The 22,094-nt window shown below is 66.9% G+C and carries 15 protein-coding genes; 7 read left to right on the forward strand and 8 right to left on the reverse strand.

The features are described from left to right. Positions 1-122: 122 nt before the first annotated feature. From AC1RBA_RS27110 to AC1RBA_RS27120, 3 genes are all read right to left on the reverse strand, one after another. Positions 123-1,301, reverse strand: a complete 1,179-nt coding sequence (locus AC1RBA_RS27110; protein WP_492420465.1) for a methyltransferase — start codon at positions 1,299-1,301, stop codon at positions 123-125. Positions 1,302-1,359: 58 nt separating this feature from the next. Continuing rightward, positions 1,360-2,208, reverse strand: coding sequence for a hypothetical protein (locus AC1RBA_RS27115; RefSeq protein WP_492420467.1), 849 nt, complete (start codon positions 2,206-2,208; stop codon positions 1,360-1,362). A gap of 61 nt (positions 2,209-2,269) precedes the next feature. Next, positions 2,270-2,479, reverse strand: a complete 210-nt coding sequence (locus tag AC1RBA_RS27120; RefSeq protein WP_034755039.1) for a hypothetical protein — start codon at positions 2,477-2,479, stop codon at positions 2,270-2,272. Positions 2,480-2,657: 178 nt separating this feature from the next. Here AC1RBA_RS27120 and AC1RBA_RS27125 point away from each other — a divergent pair, with 178 nt between their 5' ends. Beyond that, positions 2,658-2,825, forward strand: a complete 168-nt coding sequence (locus AC1RBA_RS27125) for a hypothetical protein (protein ID WP_162835746.1) — start codon at positions 2,658-2,660, stop codon at positions 2,823-2,825. A 142-nt stretch (positions 2,826-2,967) separates the two neighbouring features. On the opposite strand, the gene AC1RBA_RS27130 is transcribed toward AC1RBA_RS27125, so the two are convergent. The 4 genes from AC1RBA_RS27130 to AC1RBA_RS27145 all read right to left on the reverse strand — a co-directional run bounded on the left by AC1RBA_RS27130 (position 2,968) and on the right by AC1RBA_RS27145 (position 11,919). Next, entirely contained in the window at positions 2,968-6,726 is a 3,759-nt protein-coding gene (locus AC1RBA_RS27130; protein ID WP_492420469.1) for an AAA family ATPase, read from the reverse strand. 39 nt (positions 6,727-6,765) lie between these two features. Beyond that, the gene (locus tag AC1RBA_RS27135) at positions 6,766-7,407 is read right to left on the reverse strand and encodes a hypothetical protein (protein WP_070290759.1); all 642 of its coding nucleotides are present in this window, start codon (positions 7,405-7,407) and stop codon (positions 6,766-6,768) included. Positions 7,408-7,464: 57 nt separating this feature from the next. Beyond that, complete coding sequence (locus tag AC1RBA_RS27140; RefSeq protein WP_492405492.1) at positions 7,465-8,691, reverse strand: exonuclease SbcCD subunit D C-terminal domain-containing protein; 1,227 nt, start codon at positions 8,689-8,691, stop codon at positions 7,465-7,467. 207 nt (positions 8,692-8,898) lie between these two features. Beyond that, positions 8,899-11,919, reverse strand: a complete 3,021-nt coding sequence (locus tag AC1RBA_RS27145; RefSeq protein ID WP_492420471.1) for a PAS domain-containing protein — start codon at positions 11,917-11,919, stop codon at positions 8,899-8,901. A gap of 273 nt (positions 11,920-12,192) precedes the next feature. On the opposite strand from AC1RBA_RS27145, the gene AC1RBA_RS27150 reads away from it, so the two are divergent. Together AC1RBA_RS27150 and AC1RBA_RS27155 are read left to right on the forward strand one after the other, a co-directional pair. Further along, positions 12,193-12,564, forward strand: coding sequence for a YajD family HNH nuclease (locus tag AC1RBA_RS27150; RefSeq protein ID WP_034755042.1), 372 nt, complete (start codon positions 12,193-12,195; stop codon positions 12,562-12,564). Positions 12,565-12,582: 18 nt separating this feature from the next. Then, positions 12,583-13,251, forward strand: coding sequence for a response regulator (locus tag AC1RBA_RS27155; protein WP_492420473.1), 669 nt, complete (start codon positions 12,583-12,585; stop codon positions 13,249-13,251). Positions 13,252-13,281: 30 nt separating this feature from the next. Here AC1RBA_RS27155 and AC1RBA_RS27160 read toward each other — a convergent pair whose 3' ends face one another. Then, on the reverse strand, positions 13,282-15,426 hold the full coding sequence (locus AC1RBA_RS27160; RefSeq protein ID WP_492420475.1) for a TonB-dependent receptor domain-containing protein: 2,145 nt from the start codon (positions 15,424-15,426) through the stop codon (positions 13,282-13,284). Between the two features lie 166 nt (positions 15,427-15,592). Here AC1RBA_RS27160 and AC1RBA_RS27165 point away from each other — a divergent pair, with 166 nt between their 5' ends. From AC1RBA_RS27165 to AC1RBA_RS27180, 4 genes are all read left to right on the forward strand, one after another. Further along, positions 15,593-16,957: a sensor histidine kinase gene (locus tag AC1RBA_RS27165; RefSeq protein ID WP_492420477.1), complete on the forward strand. Its 1,365-nt coding sequence runs from the start codon at positions 15,593-15,595 to the stop codon at positions 16,955-16,957. A gap of 73 nt (positions 16,958-17,030) precedes the next feature. After that, entirely contained in the window at positions 17,031-18,314 is a 1,284-nt protein-coding gene (locus AC1RBA_RS27170) for a winged helix-turn-helix domain-containing protein (RefSeq protein ID WP_492420479.1), read from the forward strand. Beyond that, positions 18,311-19,303 carry a DUF2804 domain-containing protein gene (locus tag AC1RBA_RS27175; protein WP_070290765.1) on the forward strand — a complete coding sequence of 331 codons (993 nt, stop codon included), beginning with the start codon at positions 18,311-18,313 and terminating at the stop codon, positions 19,301-19,303. Before AC1RBA_RS27170 ends, AC1RBA_RS27175 begins: the two co-directional genes overlap by 4 nt. Positions 19,304-19,416: 113 nt before the next feature. Further along, complete coding sequence (locus tag AC1RBA_RS27180) at positions 19,417-22,083, forward strand: bifunctional acetate--CoA ligase family protein/GNAT family N-acetyltransferase (protein WP_070221396.1); 2,667 nt, start codon at positions 19,417-19,419, stop codon at positions 22,081-22,083. The last annotated feature ends 11 nt before the right edge of the window (positions 22,084-22,094 follow it).

The raw sequence follows: 22,094 nt of genomic DNA on the forward strand, positions 1-22,094 counted from the left end.
ACAGGATTTGAACCTGTGACCTTCGGGTTATGAGCCCGACGAGCTGCCAGACTGCTCCACCCCGCAGGCGAATTATAGCGGGGTTTGCTGCAATGCGCAATGGCCGGGTTTCAGACCCTCGATTACGCCGCCGCCAGGCGCCACAGCGAGGTGATTTCTTTCGAGCGGGCCGCGTGCAGGCTGTCGGTGGCGTCCTGCGCGCGCGGGTGCGTGGGTTTCACGTCCAGGCGGCCGACGACCTTCAAGCCTGCCTGCTCTATCCATTCGAGCAATTGCGCGCGCGGGCGCAAGCCCAGGTGCTCGGCCAGGTCGGACAGGATCAGCCAGCCTTCGCCGTTTGGCTCCAGGTGGTCGGCCAAGCCGGAAAGGAAGCCGCGCAGCATGCGGCTGTCCGGATCGTAGACGGCGTATTCGATCGGCGAGCTTGGTCGGGCCGGCAGCCATGGCGGATTGCACACGACCAGCGGGGCGCGGCCGGCGGGGAACAGGTCGGCCTGCACCACCTCGACCTTGTCGATCAAGTCGAGGCGGGCCAGGTTTTCGCGCGCGCAGGACAGGGCGCGCGGGTCTTGATCGGTGGCGACGATGCGGGCGACGCCGCGCTGCGCCAGCACGGCGGCCAGCACGCCCGTGCCGGTGCCGATGTCGAAGGCCAGGCTGGCGCGCGCGGGCAGCGGCGCTTCCGCCACCAGGCCCACGTATTCGCCGCGGATGGGCGCGAATACGCCGTAATGCGGGTGGATGCGCTGGCCCAGGGCCGGCAGGTCCACGCCCGTGCGGCGCCATTCATGCGCGCCGATCAGGCCCAGCAGCTCGCGCAGCGAGGCGACGAACGCTTCCTCGCCGCGGCCATACGCTTCATTGCAAGCCAGTTTCACGTCCGGAGCGCGGCGCAGCGGGATCGTGTAGTCGGCGTCGAAAGGCAGCAGCAGCATGGCCAGGGTGCGGGCGCGCTGCGACTGCGCCTGGCGGTGCAAATGGAACGCTTCCGTGGCCGATGGTTCCGGCTTGGCCAATTTGGCGGCCTTGGCCTTTTTGCTCGGTTTGTCGTTCTTGTGGTCGGCGCGCCGCGCCAGCGCCTGCAGCAGCTGGCGCGCGTTCTGGAAGTCGCCGCGCCACAGCATGGCCGTGCCTTCGCAGGCCAGGCGGTAAGCCTGGTCGGCCGTCGTGCGGTCATCGGCGATGACGACGCGCTTGGGCGGCGGCATGCCGCTTTCCGAGCGCCAGCGGGCCGAATGCTCGGCGCCGTTTTCGCTCCAGTGGATCTGCGGATGAACGGTAGGGGAAGAAGTGTCGGACATGGATTTCAATCGATAGAAGGGGGCGCGCGGCATGGTCGCCTGCGCAGGCCGTCTTCCATTATACGTCGCTGGCCGTGCCGTTAGCAGTGTCCGTGCCATAGGCGAGTGCCAGCGCGCGGGCGCGCGCCTGGTCTTCCGGCGTCGTCTCTACGGCTTTCTGGTCGGCTTTGACCGCCGCGTCCGGCTGCACCAGCTTGAGCAAACGCAAGCTCAGGCTGCCTGCCAGGTCGCCATCCTTGCCGCTGGCGCTGGCGCCATCGGACGTGCCCTGATAGAGATTGCTTTGCAATTGCTGGCCCAGCAGCGTGAACAGGTCGTGCAGATTGCCGCCGAAGTGCGTGGCGGGCAACTCTTTGGCGGGCAGGGCGCCGTCTTCGGAGGATGTGGCTTCCGGCGTTTCGCCTTGCGTTTGCTCAAGGACGCCCGCGCTGATGTTCGATTGATATTGCACTTCCACTTCGAAGTCGAAGGTTTGCCCATCGGCCGTCGTGATCTTGCCCTTGCCGATGAAATGGGCGTTTTCATCGAGGCTGAAGGCGGCCGCGCGGCTGCTGCCTCCGGTGCCCGAGACGCTGGCGCTGCCGCTGCTGAAACTGGAACCGGCTTGCAAATCGACGGAATCGAAGGAGATGCTGGCGCCGTCGCCGAACAGCTGGCGCGTCATGTTGGAGAGAAAATCCTGCGCCACGTCGACGGTGGCGTTGCCCAGCGCATCGGTCCGTTGCGACAGCCCCTTGGCCGACAGGTCCAGGCCATTCTTCGACAGCGCGACCACGTCTTGCGCCGTGCGCTGCATCAGGGGCGAAGCGGCCAGGCCGGATGCGCTGCTGCCCGTGCGGGACGGTCGCTGGCCATCCAGCGTAGTCGAGGCGGGTTGGCGGCTGGCGAGGGCGGGAAGCTGGGACATGGTCGGTTCTATATGGGCTGTGTACCGTAATTAACGACACCAATCGCCCAGACTTTAACCATTAGTGGTGGTGCGACCAGCTACCGTCCGCCGACTCCAGGTAAGACTTGACGGCATCGGCCTGGCCCGTGGCGTGGCGCTTGAGTTCGCCGCATGCGCAAATGCCCTGGTACGGCTGGATATGCGAGCAGGCGGAGACTTTTTGCAGGTAAACCTGCATGGATTTGTGACATTTGACGCACTTGAAGGTGAGGCTGCGGGCGGCTTTCATGGGGGCTCCTTGAACTGTTGCGGGGCGTAGCGGGTAGTTACGCGAAGCGGCGATTTTAACGCACTCCGTCCATCGTTACACGTTGTTGCATCTGCGCCACGCGCAGGTCAACTGAATCCGTGCCATGACGTTGAGCGTATATAGGAGGTCGTCTGACCGCCATTGAAGAGGTAGCACCATGGACAAGCATGACAAGGAAAAGCCTGTACAGCCCGCCAAGGAGCTGGTCAGGAAGTGGCTGAAAGCGGAGCTGGAACAGCGCCGCCCCCCGCCCGACCCCGAGCAGATCCGCCGCGAACTGGGCTGGGATATGCTCAGGCTGTGCCGGGAGCCGGCCAGCCGTTAGCGGTTTACAACGCCTGACAAAACCGTAGCGAGCGGAAGTGGGTTGTGGTTGAGACGCGGAACTGTGCTAAGCACGGGGCCGCCGAGGCAGTGAGCATCGGAAACCGCGACCCGCGACGCGCAGTAGGTTTTGACAGGTGTTCTTAGCGCACCGTCACCACGCTCTTACCGCCTGAACCGGGCTGCACGAGGATACGGGTGGCGATGCGCTCCGTCATTTCCTGTACGTGCGAGATGACGCCCACCTTGCGGCCCATCGCTTGCAAACCGTCGAGCGCGTCCATGGCCACGCGCAGGGTTTCCGTGTCGAGGCTGCCGAAGCCCTCGTCGATGAACAGCGATTCCACGCGCACGCGGTTCGAGGACAGCGAGGCCAGGCCCAGTGCCAGGGCCAGCGAGACGAGGAACGATTCGCCGCCCGACAGCGAATGCACGGAGCGCAGCTCGCCGCCCATGTCCTGGTCGCGCACCATCAGGCCCAGCGACGGATTGTTCGGGTTGTCGATGCGTTCGAGCTGATAGCGGCGCGCCAGGTGGTTCAGGTGCGCGTTGGCATAGCCGAGCAGCACTTCCAAGGTGAATTGCTGCGCGTAGTTGCGGAATTTCTTGCCGTCGGCCGAGCCGATCAATTCATTCAGGCTGGCCCAGCGCCGCTCGATGACGGCTTGCGCCTCGATCTGCGCCAGCATCGCTTGCGCGCCGTGGCGCCGCGCATCGTCCTGCGCGATCGCCAGCCGCAGCCGCGTCGCTTCCTGGTTGGCCGCCTGGCGTTCCAGCAGCAGCGCGTCGAGCGCATCCTGCAGCGCCGCCTCGTCCATTTCCAGTGCCTCCGGCGGCTGCTGCACATGCGCCGCCAACTGCTGCCGGCGCTCGGCCAGCACGGAAACGGCCGCCGTGTGGCGGTCGGCGATCGCTTGCAGGGCGTCGCGTTCGGCGCGCATGGTGTCCGGCGCGATGGCCAGATGCGCGCGCAAGGCGTCCATGTCGGCGGGCGCACGGGCCGGATGGGCATCCTGGAACTGGCGCAGCCAGCCGTGCAGGGCGGCGCTGGCGCCGTGTTCCTGTTCACGCAGGGCAGCCAGCCGCTGCGACAGCTGCACGCACGCTTCTTCCAGGCGCGTGCGCTGATGGCTGGCCGATTGCGCCGCCGTTTGCTGCTGCGTCAGCAGCTCTTTGGCTGCCGCGATGGCGCCTGCCAGCGCGCGTTCGACCTCGGCCACGCTCCGGCCCTGCCATAGCGCGTGGCGTTCCGCCTGCATTGTCGTGCGCTGCTTGTCGGCGGCGGCAAAGACGGCGTGGGCTTCCTGTGCCGCTTGCTGCGCCTTGGCGGCAGCCAGCTGTGCCGCTTCCAGCTGCGCGGCCAGGGTCGCCAGCGCGTGGCCGCGGTGGTCCTGGTCTGCCTGCTGTTTCAGCCATTGCCGGCTTTCCGTTTCGCGCGCCGCGCGGAAGGCGGCCGGGCCGGCGCGCCAGCTGTCTTTCCAGTCCTCGGCGCCGTCGGCGTCGGCAAACGCGCCATCGAGCTGCGCCAGCAAGGCGTCGAGCGCGGCGCGCGCCGTCTCGCCCTTGTCGGCGTTGCCCGCTTGCTGCGCTTGCAGCTGCGCCAGCCGCGCCTGCGTCTCGGCGACGGTGCTTGTGCAGCGCGCGTGCTCGCTGGACGCCAGTTCGTGCGCTGCCTGCGCCTGCTCGCGCCGTACGCCGGCCTGGCGCAGCGCCGTTTCCTGCTGCGCCAGTGCCTGCAAGCCGGCCGCATTGGCCGCCAGCTGCCGCGCGAACCAGTCCGCGCGCTCATTTGCCGGCGGCAGTTCCAATGTGTCCGCGTGCGGCTGCCACTGCGCGAGCAAGCTGTCGATGGCGGGCGGCAGGGCCGCCAGTTCGGCCTCCGTTTGCGCCTGTTCGCGTGCCGTCGCGGCCAGCGCCGCCTTGTGCGTGGCCAGCCGCTCCAGATTGCCGCGCGCCTGCGCGCGGCAGGCCAGCACCTCATCCTGCAAGCTGGCCAGCATCGCCTGCAAGGCGTGGTCGGCGTGGCTGTACGGGTGTTCCAGCGCGCCGCAGACGGGGCAGGGCTGCCCGTCCTGCAAATTGGCCCGCAGCTGCTCCACGCTGGCCGCGCATGCCGCCTCCGCGCCTTTCAAGGATTTTTCCGCCTGCGCCAGGCGCGCTTCCAGCAGCGCCGTTTGCGCCGCTTCCGCCGCCAACGCCATGTTTTCCGTCTGCGCGGCCTGCGCCAGCTGGGCCGCCCTCGCTTGCCAGTGCGCCAGCGCCTGCTGCTGGCGCGCCAGTTCGCTCCAGGTCTTTTCCGCGCTGGTCAACGTGCGCGCGTGCGTCTCGAGCTGGCCGCGCTGATCCTGCAGCCCCTGGCCATCGATGGCTTGCACGGCCGCCAGCGCCGCGCGCCGTTCGACATCGCGCGCCGTCAGCACGGCAGCGGCGCTGGCCAGCGCCGCTTGCGCCGCCTGCGTGGCGTCCGAGGCCTGGCGCAGCTGCTGTCTTGACTCGGCCATGCTGGCGTCGGCCGCATCGGCTTGCGCGGCGGCTTGCCCGGCCTGGGCAAACAATTGATCCCACAACTGCCACGATTGCGCCAGCGCCTGCCACTGCTGGTGCGCTGCCAGCCACTGGCGGCCCGCTTCCTGTTCCGCTTGCGCGGCATGCTGGCGCTGCTGCAGCGCGTGCAGCGCGGCGCGCGCCGCCTCGTTGGCCTGGTCGGCGGCCAGGGCCCCATCTTGCGCCTGGCGATGCGCGGGCATGTGCGCCGCCATGCCCGCGTCGAGCGCCTTGGCCTGGTCGAGCAGGGGCGCGGCATCGCGCTGCGCCGCTTCCGTGGCAAGCAAGGCCGCTGCCGCCTGCTGCACGGCCTGCGCCAGCTGCGCTTCGCTGGCCACGGCTTGCGCCGCCTGCGTGCGTGACGCTTCCAGCGCGGCGCCCGTGCCGGCGATGTCGCCGGCCAGGCGCGCCACGTCGTCGATCAGGGGCCGCGCCGGCTGCAGCAATTCCCACTGCGCCAGCGCCGCGCGGCGTTCCTCCGCGGCGGTCCGTTCGGCATCGGCGTTATCGAGCGTCTCTTGCGCGGCCGTCACCTGGGTTTGCAGCTTGTGCGTCTCCTGGTGCCAGCGCTGCTGCAATTCCAGCACGGCCTTGCGCAGGTCGATGGTTTGCAGGGCGGTTTCGGCCGCGCCGCTTGACGCTTCGGTCTCGCTGCGCTCTTCCGGCGACAGCGGCCGCTGGTCGGCCAGCTTTTCGCCCAGCCGTTCGAGCACCTGCTTTTCCTTTTTCGCCCGCTCGAAGGCGCGCATGGAAATATCGGTATAGATGCTGCTGCCCGTCAGGGTTTCCAGCAATTCGCCCCGTTCATTGTCTTCCGTCTTGAGGAAGGTGGAAAACTCGTTTTGCGCCAGCAGCACGGCGCGCGTAAACTGGTCGAAGGACAGGCCGATGCGTTTTTCGATCTCTTCCTTCACCTCCGTCTTGGTGCCGCCGATGGGCTGCAGCGCGGGCAGCTGGTGCAAGCTCATGGCGGTGGCCTGCAGCGCCCCTTCCGCTTTGGTACGCGAGCGGCGCACGCTCCAGCGCGCGCGGTAGTGACCGCCGTCGTTGCCGACGAAGTCCACCTGCGCGTAGCCGTCCGGCGTGCCGCGGCGCAGCAGGGTGCGCGTATCCTGGGCGTTGACGGTTTCCTTGCCCACGTCGGGCAGGGCGCTGCCCCGGCCCAGTACCTTCAGCAGGCGCGGCGTGGCGTCGTACAGGGCCAGGCACAGGGCGTCGAGCAGAGTGCTCTTGCCCGCGCCCGTGGGGCCGCTGATGGCGAACAGGCCGGAGGACGCCAGCGGCTCCTGCTGGAAGTCGACTTCAAATTCGCCGGCCAGCGAAGCCAGGTTCTTGCCGCTGATTTTCAGGATTTTCATGCTGTTCTTTATGCTGATGCAGTCGCCCGACGGGTGCGCTTACAGATCTTTTTTCGCCTTGGCTTCTTCGGCCGCGTGCTTTTCGGCGGACGCCGCCGCTATGGCGGCTTCGCGTTTGGTTTCAAGGCCGGCATCGACCAGCGTCAGTTTGGTGGTGAAGAACAGGGCTCTGGCGGACCACAATTTGTTGATCATCTCTGTGTCATACGGAGAGAGGGAATGAATGCGCAATATTTGATCGGCATGATACACAATGCAGTTTTCATCGACGATTCTCAAGTTGTCGAGTGCGGGGAGGCGGCGGTACGCCCGGTTGCAGCTGAATGTGACGGGATGCCCTTCTTCCTTGCTGTATTTTTCCTCAAGCTCTTTCTGGAGCTGGTATGAGTCAGACCCTTCCAGCAAGACCGTGATGGCCGTCACTGTGCCGTCAGCCAGCTGCTCGGTGGTGACGACGCGCGGTTTGCCGAAATAGCTCCATTTACCCAGATAGCCATCGGCCACCGATTTCCCCGCCTTGATGCCGGTGCTCAGGTCCTTGAGCATGATGGGTTTCGACAGTTGCGACGCTGCTGTCTTTTCGGCCGGCATCGGGGGCGGGTACTCGGCGCTTGGGCCGCAACCGGCAAGCGATATGAGCAACGAAACGCCCAGCAGGGGGAAATGACGGATTTTCTTCATAAAACCTTTCAAATGGTACCGTGGGAGAATGGATGGTGGGCGTAATGCCCCTGGACGTCAGGCGCCGGGCAGCAGCAATTCGGCCAGGGCCGAGAGGAGTTCGGGCGGCGCTTCCTTCGCGTATTTTTGCTGGTACAGGCGGCGGAAGATGTCGTCGGGCTGCAGCTGGCCCAATTGGTCTAGCGTCATGTTCTCGGGCGCGCTGCTGCGCGCGGCGCTCGACGTTTCGATCTTTGCCAGGCGCACGCTCTTGCCGTCGAGCGCCGTCTCGATGCGCGTGCGCAGGCCCGGTTCGGGCGCGTCGAGGCGCACGCGCACTTCCAGGAACGGCTGCGCCTCGGCCGGAGCGTCCGGCACGTCGAGGGCGGCCAGCTGTTCCAGCACTTCGGCTATGGGCGCCGGTGCGGCGGGCACGCGCAGCAAGGGCACGGCGCGCGGCACGGCGATGGCGCGCACGGATTGCAGCGCTTCGCCGTCGATATCGAGGCACAGCACCTGGTGGCGGTAGTTCACTTCGGCGAACGACAGGGGGATCGGGCTGCCGCAATAGCGGATGTGCTCCTGGCCGCCCACGGCCTGCGCCTTGTGCAGATGGCCCAGCGCCGCATACGCGATGGACGTATCGAAAATCCCCGAGGGCAGCATTTCCGTGCCGCCGATGACGATGCGCCGTTCGGAATCGTTCGACATTTCGCCGCCCACCATGTGACAGTGGCCCATGGCAACGATGGCTTGCCCGGGCCGGCGGCGCGCCAGCGCCAGGTCCGCCAATTGGCGGTACAGCAGGGCGATGCCGCCCAGGTAGGCGTCCTGGGTGTCGCCGGCCGGCAGTTTCGGCACGTCGCCGGGGCGCAGGAACGGTACGGCCAGGCACCAGGCTTGCACTTGCCCATCGTTGCCGGTAAGCGGCAGCAGCAGGCGTTCCAGGTCGATCTGGCCATCGTCGCCGCGCAGCACATGGCCGATCACGTGCGTGCCATGCGCGGCCAGCAGGGGGCCGGGTGCTTCCAGCCGTCCCGCCGAATCGTGGTTGCCGGCGACGACGACGAGTTGCAGCGCGGGCAGGCGCGCGCGCGCCTGCTGCAGGAAGACATATAACTGCTTTTGCGAGGCGGCCGATGGGTTGGCGTTGTCGAACACGTCGCCCGCCACCAGCAGCACGTCGACCTGCTCCATCACGAGCGTGTCGAGCAGCCAGTCGAGGAAGCGCTGGTGTTCGTAACCCCTTTCAAAATTGTGCAGGGTCTGGCCCAGATGCCAGTCGGAAGTGTGCAGCAGGCGCATGGTGTGGCAAGGGTAGGGAAGACAGGCGCCAATATAGCTGAAATGAGGCAGGTACTGGAGAATTGAACGAATTTCGAAGAGCGTTTTCGATTTTTATCGATACATCCAGAGTGCCTGAAAAACGTTCAGGGCAAGGCGTAGTGCCGTAGGCAGTACGAATAGTACGGCAAGGCACTGCAACGCAGCCATGGACGTTTTCTCAGGTGCTCAAGTCGTCAGCGCGCCGGCCCTGTAGGTATTACGCCCATCCTGCTTGGCCTGGTACAGCAGCACGTCGGCCCGCTGCAGCAGCACGGCGGGGGAAATGTCTTCGTCGCGGTAGAAGGCCAGGCCGATGCTGGCGGAAATGCGCACGGTGATGCCGTCGAGTTCGAACGGCTGCCGCATGGCGGCGACGATTTTTTCCGCCAGCACGGCCGCGTCGTCGGGCCGGGCGATCTGTTCCATGATGATGGTGAATTCGTCGCCGCCCAGGCGGGCGATGATGTCGGTGGCGCGCATGGTCTGCGTCAGGCGCTGGGCGAAGGCGCGCAGCAGGGCGTCGCCCGTGCCATGGCCGTGCGTGTCGTTGACGGGCTTGAAGCGGTCGATATCCATGTACATGACGGCCATCAGGTGCTGCTGCCGGCGGCTCGCGTGCATGGCGTCGCTGAGCTTTTGCTGGAAGCCGGCGCGGTTCGACAACCCTGTCAATGCATCGATCTGGGAAAGCTTCAGCAGCCGCTGTTTTTCGCGCTTTTGCACGGTGATATCCTGGCGCATCACGTGAAAACCCACGACCTGCAGCCTGTCTTCGCCGATCTGCGGGATGTAGATCACTTCCATGCAGCGCTCTATGCCTTCCTTCTCGTCTTCTTCCTCGAAGCTCAGGGTTTCGCCGGCCAGTACTCTTTCGATATATGGCGCCACCGTGCCGTAGCGCGCCTCGCCCACCGTGTCGCGCACGCTCTTGCCCAGCGCCTGCCGCCCCGTCAGGCCGAATTCGCGTTCATAGGCGATGTTCAGGAAGCGGTAGACCTGGTCGGCGTCGATGTAGGCGATCATGGCCGGCAAGGTGTCGGCGATGGTGCGCAGCCGCGCTTCGCTTTCCAGCAGCGCCACTTCCGATTCGCGCAAGGTGGTGATGTCGTCCAGGCTGCCCACGTAGCCGTCGATCTGGCCGTCGATGAGGATGGGGGCAATTTTGACGGAGACCCAGACCAGCCTGCCGTCGCGCTGCAGGCAGCGCAGGGTGGACTGGAATGGCGCGTGGCTGCGCGTGAGCTGTTCCAGCGCCACGTGCATCAGCGGATAGTCGTCCGGGTGCAGGGCGCTGGTCCAGCCGGCGCCCAGCACGGCGGCGCGCGGCAGGCCCGTGATGGCTTCGAAGGTGCGGTTGACGTAGGTGCAGCGGCGCTGGCGGTCCAGGCGCACCAGCCCGAGCGGCGAGGCGTCGTTGACGGCGGCCAGCTCGGCCTGTTTCTGGCGCAGTTCCAGTTCCTGCTGGCGGCGCTGCGAGATATCCTCGGCGATGCACAGGATATGCTCGACCTGATGGCGCTCGTCGAACACGGGCACGGAAACGGAGCGCAGGTAGCGCAGGCTGCCGTCACGCAGGCGCAGCGGCTTTTCCGTATGGTCGATGACACCGCGCTCGGCCAGGATGGCGCGGTCGTCCTCGGCATCGTGCAGGCCGAAGTCGGGCGGAAAGGCCTGGCAATCGGTCTTGCCGATGACGTCGGCGGCCAGGTGGCCCGTGATGTCCTCGGCCGCCTTGTTCCACACTTCCATCCGGCCGAAGTTTTCCGGTCGCGCGCTTTTCACGTAGACCAGCACGGGCAGGTGGTCGATCAGCGACTGCAGGAAGCTGCGGTTGTCCTGCAGCGCCAGTTCGTCGTGCTTGCGCGCGCTGATGTCGCGCGAGGTGACGGCCACGCCGTCGGCGATCGGCACCACTTGGTGGCGCAGCCAGCGCGTGCCGCCCGACGCCAGTTTCAGCTCGAATTCATCCTCCAGCGGCTGGCCCGTTTCCATCACCAGCACGAAGCGCTTGAAAAAGCGCTCGCCGCGCAGCAGCGGCACGCGCGGCAGCACGCGCTGGCCCAGCAGTTCGGAGCGCGGCTTGCCCAGCATATCGGCGGCCCGCTCGTTGATGTCGGCAAAGGTGAAATCTTCCACCGGCTTGCCCGGCGCGGGGCGCCAGGCTTTGAGCAGCAGCACGGCATCGAGGCTGGCCTGGTGCGCCGCGCGCAGCAGCGCCTGTGTTTCCTTGGCCTGGCGGATGCTGCGGCGCAGGCGCGCGCTCTGGCGCATCAGCAGCGCCGTAAAGCCGGCGATGAGCACGCTGGCGGCGAGCAGGGCGCCGATATACGCCAGGCGGCGGTGTTCGAAGCGCGTCAGGGCGACGGCATGGCTGACGCCCACCACCGCCAGCAGCGGGTAGCGCGGCAGCTCGCGGTAGCTGTAGATGCGCGCCGTCGCATCGACGGGCGGTTCGATCAGCAATTCCTCGGGCGCGTGCTGCGGCGGGCCCGGCATGCGGAAGTCGATGCGGTCGCTGAGGATCAATTGCTCGCCGATGCGCCCCACCGTCAGGCCGCTGTCGCGCGCCACCAGCATCAGCGCGCCATGCTCGTCGAGGTTCAGGCGGTCGTAGTCGTCGACAAAATACGTAGGGTCGACGTGGATGACGATGGCGCCCGCAAAGCGGCCCTGGCCATCGTTCAGGCGGCGCGCCAGGCGGATGGTCCAGTGCTTGCTGCCCGCGTCGAGCATGGGCGTGTCGACCAGGGCCGTGTCGGACGCATTGGCGGCCAGCGCCTTGAAAAATGCCTGGCTGGCCAGGTTTTCCGACAGATACGCGTTGGCGCTGTCGATCACGTCGCCGCGCGCGTCGACGAGGGCGATCGGCAGTTCCAGCTTCGATGGCAGCACGCTGTCGAGCAAGCCCTGGCGGCGCGTGAATTCATTGAGGCGCAGGGCGCCGTCCGTTTCCTCGTATTTGAGCTTGAACAATTGCGTGGCGTGATCGGTCTGGCGCAAGGTGAAACTGGTGTGGTCGGCCAGGGTACGGGCCAGCGACTGGCTGACGGCCACGGCGTCGCGCACGGCGCCGGCCCGTTCCTGGCCCACCTGGTACAAGACGGCCGCCCACAGCGCCAGCAGCAAGATGAGCGCGAACAGGGGTACCAGGCTGAGACGGTACAGGCGGCGGGCAAGGCGTTGCAGGGGTCTTGTTATCGCTATCACGGGCGCTTGCAGGCTAGGGTCATGGAAAGGTGAAGGGCGGCGTGGCGCGCATCATAGCCGAAATATGCTGACCTGCGCGCTGCCTGCTGCCCTAGCGTCTGTTCGTGGTCTGTCGCTGGGCTTATTTTGCGTTAAATCAAGAACCTGTGGTGCCGCGTACGCTAAAAAAAGCACGCCGGGGGCGGCACGGGCTTGCGCCGTGGCAGAAAAAGTACAATTGCGCCCCCATCCTCATTAAAATGGATGCTTCTTCCTCCCATATCGAAAGTTGTCATGCAGAGTAAAAAGCCCGACGCGGCAAGACTGGACAAGATCGTGGCCGAAGCGCGCCGCGCCGCCGACCAGCGCGAGAGCGGCTACCGCGAGCGCTCGCTGAAGATGTATCCGTGGGTCTGCGGCCGCTGCATGCGCGAATTTACGCGCGCCAACGTGCAGCAACTGACGGTGCACCACCGCGACCACAACCACGACAACAATCCGCCCGACGGCAGCAACTGGGAACTGCTGTGCCTGTATTGTCACGACAATGAGCACTCGCGCTACCTGGAAGCGGACCGTGGCGCCGGCCTGCTGTCGGCCGAGGTGGCGCCCGCCACGCACAATCCGTTTGCCGCGCTGGCCGGCCTGATCAAGAAAAAGGACTGAGCGGATCGCCGCTTCTCCATGCGCATCCTGCTGACTGAAGACGACCCGCAGCTGGGCCGCGCCACGCAAATCGGCCTGGAACAGGGCGGCTACGCCGTCGACTGGGTCACGAGCGCCGAACACGCGCACACGGCCGTGCGCCTGCACGACTATGGCTGCATCCTGCTCGACCTGGGCTTGCCGGGGCAGGACGGCATGCAGGCGCTGGGCGTGCTGCGCGATAACGGCTACAGCGGCGCCGTGCTGGTCGTCACGGCGCGCGACCAGGTGGGCGAGCGCATCGCCGGCCTCGATGCGGGCGCCGACGACTTTATCGTCAAACCGTTCGACCTCGACGAACTGGCCGCGCGCATCCGCAGCGCCTGCCGGCGTGCCGCGGGCCGCCTGCGCGAGCAGCTCGTGCACGGCGACCTGGCGCTCGATATCGCGGACCGGCAGGTGACGCAAGGGGGCGTGCCCGTGATGTTAACCGTGAAGGAATTCCGCATCCTGCAACTGCTGCTGGAACATGGCGGCCGCGTGCTGAGCCGGGAACAGCTGGAGAAAAACCTGTACAGCTGGGGCGATGAAGTGGAAAGCAACGCCGTGCAAGTGCACATCCACCACCTGCGCAAGAAGCTGGGGCGGGACTTGATACGCACCGTGCACGCGGTCGGTTATTGCATCGACAAGCCCAAAGCGGCCTGACGAAGGCGGCCGGGAGGCCGCCTCCCTTGATCAGAAATCGACGGTGGCCGACAGCCACAGGCGGCGGCCGTCCAGGCTGTTGACATAGCGGTTCGCGTAGTTCAAGGCCGGTGCGCGGTAAGGCTGGTAGTCGATGAAGTCCTTGTTGAGCAGGTTGTACACGGCCGCGTTCAGGGTCACGCGCTTGCTCAGCTGGTAACTGGTGCCCAGGTGCAGCATGGCGTAGCCCTGGTAGTCGCCCAGCGCGGCCTTGGCGGCGCGTGTGGAAGCCGAGGTGCCCGGATCGCGGAAGCGCTCGCTGCGGTATTCGGCGCGCAGCCAGCCGTTCCACTCGCGCGAGATATCCCAGCTCAAACGCGCGTTGACGGCGTGCTTGGGCGTGTCGCTCAGCGGCTTGCCCGCATTGCTGCCGCTCTTCTGTTCGCTTTCCGTGTACGTGTAGTTGGCGCTGGCCGACAAGCTTTTTCCCAGCGGGAAGCGCGTGTTCAGCTCGACACCGCGTGTGACGGCCTCATCCACGTTGACCGACTGGCCAAACGCATCGACGTTGGGCCAGTTGCCGAAGCTGACGCAGTCGGGACGGTTCGGCGATGGACGGTAGCTGCAGTTGACGAGGCCCGTGCCCGTCGTGATCTTGTCCTTGAATGCGTTGTTGAACAGCGAACCGCTGGCCGTCCAGCCAGCCAGGTTGTCGAAGTAGGCGCCGATTTCCGTCGTCGTGCTCGTTTCCGGCTTCAGGTCCGGGCTGCCGACGAGGGGGATCGTGCCTTGGCCGCCGAAACCGTTGATGCCTGGGGACAATTGCTCCACGCGCGGCGTCTTGTAGCCCTTGCTGACGCCGCCCTTGACGGTCCAGCTCGGTGTCGCGTTCCACACGGCATACGCGCGGGGGCTGGTCTGGCCGCCGAAGATGCTGTGGTCGTCATAACGGGCGCCGAAGGTCAGGGCGATATTTTCCAGTACCTGCCATTCGTCTTCCACGAACAGGGCTTTTTGCGTGAATTCGAATGTCTTTGGCGCCACGCCATCCGTCATGTCCGCTTTCCACCATTGCGCGCCGACGGTCGCCATGTGCTTGCCCAAAGGCATGACCAATTTGGTGTCGAACACCTGGCTTTCCACTTCCAGGGTGCGCGCGCTGCCGGCCACGGCACCGGGCGTGCCCGGCGGAATCGTGCGGCCCAGGGTTTCCGTCTTGTTCACCATGTAGCTGCTGTCGAGCGTGCCGAAGCCGAAGCGGCCCGTGTGCGACAGGGTCCACTGGTCGCGCTGGTATTTCTGCTCGGGACCGTAGCCGCCCTGCAAGCCCAATGTGCCCAGCTGCTGTTTCGAATTGTCGTAGGTCTGGCGGCCCGCGTCCGCGTCGAGGATGACAGTGTGGTAACGGTTTGGCGTGAAGGCCAGGCGCGCGCCGAAGTTGGCGATGTCCGCGCGCACGGGATTGGCGCCCATGTTCGGCGTGACTTCCGCACCGGCCGCGTTGGGGACGCGGATGTCGGCCGCATCGCGGCGCTGCTTGCTGCCGCGCAGGGACAGGCCCAGCAGGTCGGCGGCGATGGGGCCGCTCAGGTAGAAGCGGCCGCTTTTTACGTCGCCGAAGTCCGATTCCTGCTGCGCGGTATAGTCGGCCGAGACGGAACCCATCCACTGCTTGCCCACCTTGCGCGTGATGATGTTGATCACGCCGCCCATGGCGTCCGAGCCGTACAGGGTCGACATGGGGCCGCGGATGATCTCGATGCGCTCGATGGCGGCCAGCGGCGGCATGAAGCTCGTCTGCGTGCCGCCGAAGCCGTTCGGCGTGACGTTGCCGGCCGCATTCTGGCGGCGCCCGTCGATCAGCACCAGGGTGTAGTCGCTGGGCATGCCGCGGATGCTGATGTTCATGCCGCCCGTCTTGTCGCCCGCCGCGCCCACGTCGATGCCTTCCACGCTTTCCAGCGCCTGCGTCAGATTGCCGAAGCGTTCCTTCGACAGCTCCTCGCGCGTCAGCACGGTGATCGAGGCGGGCGCCTGTTTGATGTCCTGCTCGAAACCGGAGGCGGAGACCACCACTTCCGGCATGCTGGCCGGCGTGCCGGTCTGGGCGTGAGCCGGCAGGCATGACAGGGCGGCCAGAGCCAGGGCCAGGGTGGTGGGACGCGGCAGGGGCGCGCGGCGGGTGCGGTTGGACATGCAAACTCCTGAAGGATGAATGAATAATTGTTCGGTATCGACGAGGGAATGGGAATCATGAAAGCAATAAGAATCATTTACAATTGCGGCCATGGCTACCCAGAAAATATTTCGCTCCGGATCTTGCGCAGAAGTTCTTAAGAGATTCTTAACTGCCGGCCGCGGCGTGCAAACCTGGTCGCTGCGGCGCACCCTGCTGGCCGTGCTGCTGGGCCTGACCCTGGCCCTGTGGGTGGGCAGCGCCGCCATCGTGTATGTGGAAGCGCGCCGCGAAAGCCAGGAATTGTTCGACCAGTCGCTGACCGAGACGGGGCATCTGCTGCTGTCGCTGGTGGCAAAGGAGGCGCGCGAACACGGCTTGACGGGGCCCATCGACCTGCCCCTGCGCGGCCAGCACAATCCCCACCAGTATTTGCTGTTCAAGGTGCGCGACGCGCAGCAGCGCGTGCTGTACCGCAACGATGCGGCGTCCGACATCGCCCTGTCGCGCAGTGCGCCCGATGGCCTGTCGTGGACCACGATAGGCGGCCAGCGCTGGCGTCTGTTCTCGCTGTGGGACCCGCAGCGCACTTTGCAACTGCTGGTGGCCGAACCGACCAGCCACCGCGACGACATCAGCCGCGGCTTCTTTTACCGCGTTGCGCTGTTCGGCCTGCTGCTGGTGGCGCTGGCCACCGTCGCCATCTGGTGGGCCGTCCACCGCGTGTTTCGCGTGCTGCAAGCGTGCGCCGATGAAGTGTCGGCGCGTACGCCCGATGAACTGGCCGACGTCGGGCTCGCTGGCGCGCCGGACGAACTGCATCCGCTGCTGCTGGAAATTAACCGCCTGTTCGGCAGGGTGCGGCACAGCCGCGACAACGAACAGCGCTTCACGGCCGATGCGGCGCACGAACTGCGCACGCCGCTGGCCGCCATCAAGACGAATCTGCAAGTGCTGCAGCGGGCCCGCAGCGCGGACGAGCGCGAGGAATTCATCGCCGCCCTGGGTGCCAGCGTGGAGCGCGCCACGCGCCTCGTCAACCAGCTGCTGGCGCTGGCCCGGCTCGATCCGCAGGCGCAAGCCCAGGTGGCGCTGGCGCCGGGCGACCTGGCGCAGCTGCTGGCGCAGCAGGCCGCGCAGTGGCAGGCGCTGGCCGCGCCGTACCGGCTGTCGCTGGCCGTGAACCTTGCGCCGGCACCGTGCGCGCTGCATGCGGACAGCCTGCAGATGCTGCTGCGTAACCTGGTCGACAATGCGCTGCGCTACACGCCGGCGCCGGGCGCCGTCGAGATCAGCTGCGGCGTGGAAGCGGGACGCAGCTATGTGCGCGTGGCCGATACGGGACCGGGCATCGCGGAAGACATGCATGAGCGCGCGTTCGAACGTTTTGTGCGCCTGGGGCAGGTGGAAAGTGCGACGCAGCTGCCCGGCAGCGGGCTGGGACTGTCCATCGTGCGGCGCATCGCCGAGCGGCATGGCGCGGCCATCGTGCTGGGCGCCGGCTTGCAGGGCAGGGGGCTGGCGGTGACGCTGGTGTTTCCCGCCGCATAGCGTGGCTGCCGGCTGCGCGATCCGATAGCGATAAAACGCACAAGGCGCGTCCGGAATGCGGTATCTTTCTGTTATGCACAGACCAGACAAGCACCCGCCTTCCGACCTCCCCCCGCTCTCGCTGGCCGCCGCGCGCGCCCTGCACCTGGCCGCGCAGGGCTTGCTGCAGGCGCGGCGTAAAAAAGCCGTGAAGGCCGACGTGCTGGCCGCCATCCGCCAGATGGGCGTGCTGCAGATCGACACCATCCACGTGGTGGCGCGCAGCCCCTACCTGGTGCTGTGGAGCCGGCTGGGCGACTATCCGCAGCCGTGGCTCGAGCAATTGCTGGCCGAGGGCGCGCTGTTCGAATACTGGGCGCATGAGGCGTGCTTCGTGCCCATCGAAGACTATGGCTTGTACCGCCACCGCATGCTGGATCCGGCCGCCATGGGCTGGAAGTATTCCGTCAAATGGATGGCCGAGCAGGGCGACGCCGTCGCTTCGGTGCTCGACCATATCCGCGTCAACGGCGCCGCGCGCTCGGCCGATTTTGAGCGCACGGATGGCCAGGCGGGCGGCTGGTGGAGCTGGAAGCCGGAAAAGCGCTCGCTTGAAGTGCTGTTTACGTCGGGCGTGCTGATGATCGCCAAGCGGCATCAGTTCCAGCGCTATTACGACCTGGCCGAACGGGTGCTGCCTGGCTGGCACGACGGCTTGCTGCCGCCCGAGGACCAGGTGCGTCGCCGTTTGCTGCTGGCCAGCGTGAAGGCGCTGGGCCTGGCGCGGGCCGGCTGGATCAGCGACTATTTCCGCACCAAACAGCCGCGCGCCAGCCTGGCGCACGATCTGCAGGCGCTGGTCGACGAGGGCGCGCTGCTGCGCTGCGCGTTGGCCGGCTGGAGCGACGCCGTCTACGTGCATGCCGAGCATGGGGAGTTGCTGCGCGCGGCCGCCGCCGGCAAGCTGGCGCCCACCTTGACGACGATCCTGTCGCCGTTCGACCCCGTCGTCTGGGACCGGCGCCGCGCGCTGGAACTGTTCGACTTCGACTACCGGCTCGAATGCTACACGCCCGCTGAAAAACGCCGCTATGGCTACTTCACGTTGCCGATCTTGCGGCGCGGCGCGCTCGTGGGACGCCTGGACGCCAAGGCGCACCGCGCTCAGGGGCGCTTCGAGATCAAGTCGCTGGCGCTGGAAGAGGGCGTGCGCGTCAGCCCCCGCCTGGTGCAGGACGTGGCCGGCGCCGTGCGGCGCCTGGCGCTCTGGCATGCCTGCCCGCAGGTCGAGATAGCCCAGGCGCAGCCGGCCGCCTTCGGTGCGCTGCTGGCCGCCGCCCTGCACGACGGCGGCGCTGCCGCAAGGCAGGCCGCATGATGCTGCCGCCCGCGCCGTCATCCCTGCTCGCCGCCGGTGGCCAGCCATGTTTCGGCCGCTACACGGGCCAGCTGGACGCTTTCGACTGGGCCGCGCTGGCGCCGCCGCATGCACGGGGCGCCCTCTGGCGCCTGTTCCACCACAAGCGCTGGCATTACGTGGCCCTGTCGACGCCGGCCGTGTTCTGCGGCGTGGCCATCGTCGACCTGGGCTGGACCAGCACGGCCTTCGCCTATGCCTTCGACCGCCACAAGGGCAAGATCGTGGCCAGTTTTTCGCAGGATGGCATTCCCGGCCTGTGCGCCACGCTGGCGCCGCATGCGGGTGCTTCCAGCCGTTTCCGTTTTTTGTCGCAGAAAATCAGCATCGAGGCGCAGCCGCAGCAGCGCTACCGCTTGCGGCTCGATTGCGGCCATTTCGGCATCGACGCGGAATGCGGCCCGCCCGTGGCGCCCACCTTGCTGGCTATCGGCCCCGTGGGCGAGGGCGGCAGCGTGCATGCGACGCAAAAATCGGGCGGCTTGCCCTTGTGGGGCAGCGTGCGCTGCGGCGCCGTCGGCTACAGCCTGGACGACGGCGTGGCCAGCTTCGATTATTCGAACGGCTTGCTGGCGCGCGAGACGGAATGGCGCTGGGCTTCGGCGCACAGCCTGGACCTCGGGTTCAACCTGCAGGCCGGCTATTTCGGCGCGCATGAAAACGCGCTGTGGCTCGATGGCCAGCTGTATCCGCTGGGCCGCGCGCATTTCGACTTCAATCCCGACAACCCGCTGGCGCCGTGGCACGTATGGACGGACGACGATCTGCTGGACCTGCACTTCAAGCCGGAAGGGGCGCGGCGCGAGGATAAAAACCTGTGGATCGCCGCCAGCCGCTACATCCAGCCCATCGGCACGTTCAGCGGCTGGGTGCGCACCAGCGCGGACTCGCCCAAGCGCATCGTGGCGCAGCTGGCGGGCGTGACGGAAAGCCACCGCTCGCGCTGGTAGAGGCACTATTTTTTTGCGAAACGCGTGACAAGGTCAAGTTTTTTTGGCAACGCATCCTATACACTGGCGCAGCCGCTCCGGCATCCCGCTCCGGCAATCCATGAGGCCAGAACATGAGTATCCGTAATCTCGACAAGCTGTTCAAGCCGGCCTCGGTGGCCCTGATCGGCGCCACGGCGCGCGAACGCAAGCTGGGCGCCATCGCCCTGTACAACCTGCTGGGCGGCGGCTACCAGGGAGAGATTTGGCCCGTCAACCCCAAGTACGACGAGCTGATGGGCCTGAAATGCTACCGCAAGCTGGCGCACCTGCCCAAGGCGCCGGACCTGGCCATCATCTGCACGCCGCCCGCCACCATCACGGCGCTGATCCGCGAACTGGGCGCGCTGGGCACGCGCGCCGCCATCGTCATGACGTCGGGCCTCGATCCCGTGCGCGAGCAGTCGCTGCGCCTGGCCATGCTGAAGGCGGCCAAGCCGCATTTGCTGCGCATCCTCGGCCCCAACAGCATGGGGTTGCTGGTGCCCAAACTGGGCTTGAACGCCAGCTTCGCCCACGTCGGCGCGACGAGCGGCAAGATCGCCTTCGTCTCGCAATCGGGCGCGCTGGTGTCGGGCGTGCTCGATTGGGCCAACGCGCATGGCGTGGGCTTTTCCAAGTTCATTTCGCTCGGCGCCAGCTACGACATCGATTTTGGCGACCTGCTCGACTACCTGGCCGGCGACATCGACACGGCCGCCATCCTGCTGTACATGGAAGATATCCAGGCGGCGCGCAAATTCATGTCGGCGGCGCGGGCGGCCGCGCGCAGCAAGCCCGTCATCGTGCTGAAGGCGGGGCGCGAGGCGGAAGGCGCGGCCATGGCGGCCTGGCATACGGGCGCGCTGGCCGGTTCCGACGCCGTCTACGACGCGGCCATCCGCCGCGCCGGCATGCTGCGCGTGTATTCGGCCGAAGAACTGTTCGACGCCGTGGAAACGCTCACGCACATCCGCTCGCAGCGCGGCGAGCGCCTGGCGATTTTGTGCAACGGCGGCGGCCTGGGCGTGATGGCCACCGATGCGCTGGTGAGCAGCGGCGGCAAGCTGGCCGAGCTGTCGCCGGACACCGTGATCGCGCTGGAAAAGGCGCTGCCACGCGGGTGGTCGCACGACAACCCCGTCGGCTTGCCCGGCGACGCGGCCGTCCAGCGCTATGCCGACGCCATCAAGCCCCTGCTCGACGAGCCGCAGGCGGACGCCTTGCTGCTGCTGCACGCACCCACGGCCATGGTCTCGTCGATCGATATCGCCGAAGCCGTCACGCCGCTGATCAAGGCCACCTCGCGCACGGTGCTGTCGTGCCTGCTGGGCGGCACCACCGTGGCGCCCGCGCGCCAGGTTTTCAATCGCGCCGGCATTCCCACCTATGACACGCCGGAAAAGGCCGTGCATGGCTTCATGCAGATCGTGCAGTACCGGCGCAACCAGGAAACCCTGATGCAGGTGCCGGCGCAGCTGCCCATGTCGGCCACGCCGCGCCGCGCGAGGGTGCGCGAAATCGTCGCCGCCGCGCTGGCGGCCGGCCAGACGGTGCTGGGCGAATGCCGCTCGAAGGAGATTTTGGCCGCCTACGGCATTCCCGTCGCGACCACGCGCATGGCGGCCGACGTGGAAGAGGCGCTGGCCGTGGCGGCCGACATCGGCTATCCCGTCGCGCTGAAAATCCATTCGCCCGACATCGCCCATAAATCCGACGTGGGCGGCGTGGCGCTCGACCTCGACACGCCCGACATCCTGCGCACGGCCGCCGCCGCCATGCTCAAGCGCGTGCGCCGCATGCGGCCCGACGCGCTGATCGACGGTTTTACGGTGCAGCAGATGGCGCGCCGGCCGCAATCGCATGAATTGATCGTCGGCGTCACCACGGACGCCGCCTTCGGCCCCGTGATCCTGGTGGGGCAGGGCGGCATCGCCGTGGAGGTGACGGCCGACCACGCGATCGGCCTGCCGCCGCTGAACATGGTGCTGGCGCGCGACATGCTGGCGCGCACGCGCGTGTCGAAGCTGCTGGCCGGCTACCGCAACCAGCCGCCGGCCGACATCGACGCCATCTGCTACACGCTGATCCAGGTGGCCGAGCTGGTGGCCGACATCGGCGAGCTGGCCGAACTCGACATCAACCCGCTGGTGGCCGACGCGGACGGCGTGATCGCCCTCGACGCGCGTATCCGCTTGCAGCCGGGCCAGCAGCGCGACCGCCTGGCCATCCGCCCGTATCCGCAGGAGCTGGAAGAGCAGGTGACGTGGATGGATCAATCGATTCTGCTGCGCCCCATCCGCCCCGAGGATGCGCCGCAGCACATGGATCTGTTCCACGCGCTGGACCCGGACGACGTGCGCCTGCGCTTTTTTACCTCCATGCGCGAGCTGCCCGTGTCGCAGCTGGCGCGCCTGACGCAGATCGATTACGACCGCGCCATGGCCTTCATCGCCACGCACACGGGGCCGGACGGCAAGCCGGAAACCCTGGGCGTGGTGCGCGCCGTGGCCGACCCGGACAATATCCACGCCGATTTCGCCATCGCCGTGCGTTCGGCCCTGAAGGGCAAGGGCCTGGGCCACATCCTGTTCGAGAAGCTCGTCGACTACTTCCGCAGCCGGGGCACGGAAGCGCTGGTGGGCGAGGCGATGGCGCGCAACAAGGGCATGCAGCGGCTGGTGAAAAGCTTTGGCGGCGAAGTCACGCCATCGGAAGAGCCCGGCGTCGTCAACCTGCATATCGGCTTGCGCGCGCCGTAAAAGAAAGCGCG

This window comes from Janthinobacterium sp. GW823-FHT03B06 (assembly GCF_058796955.1).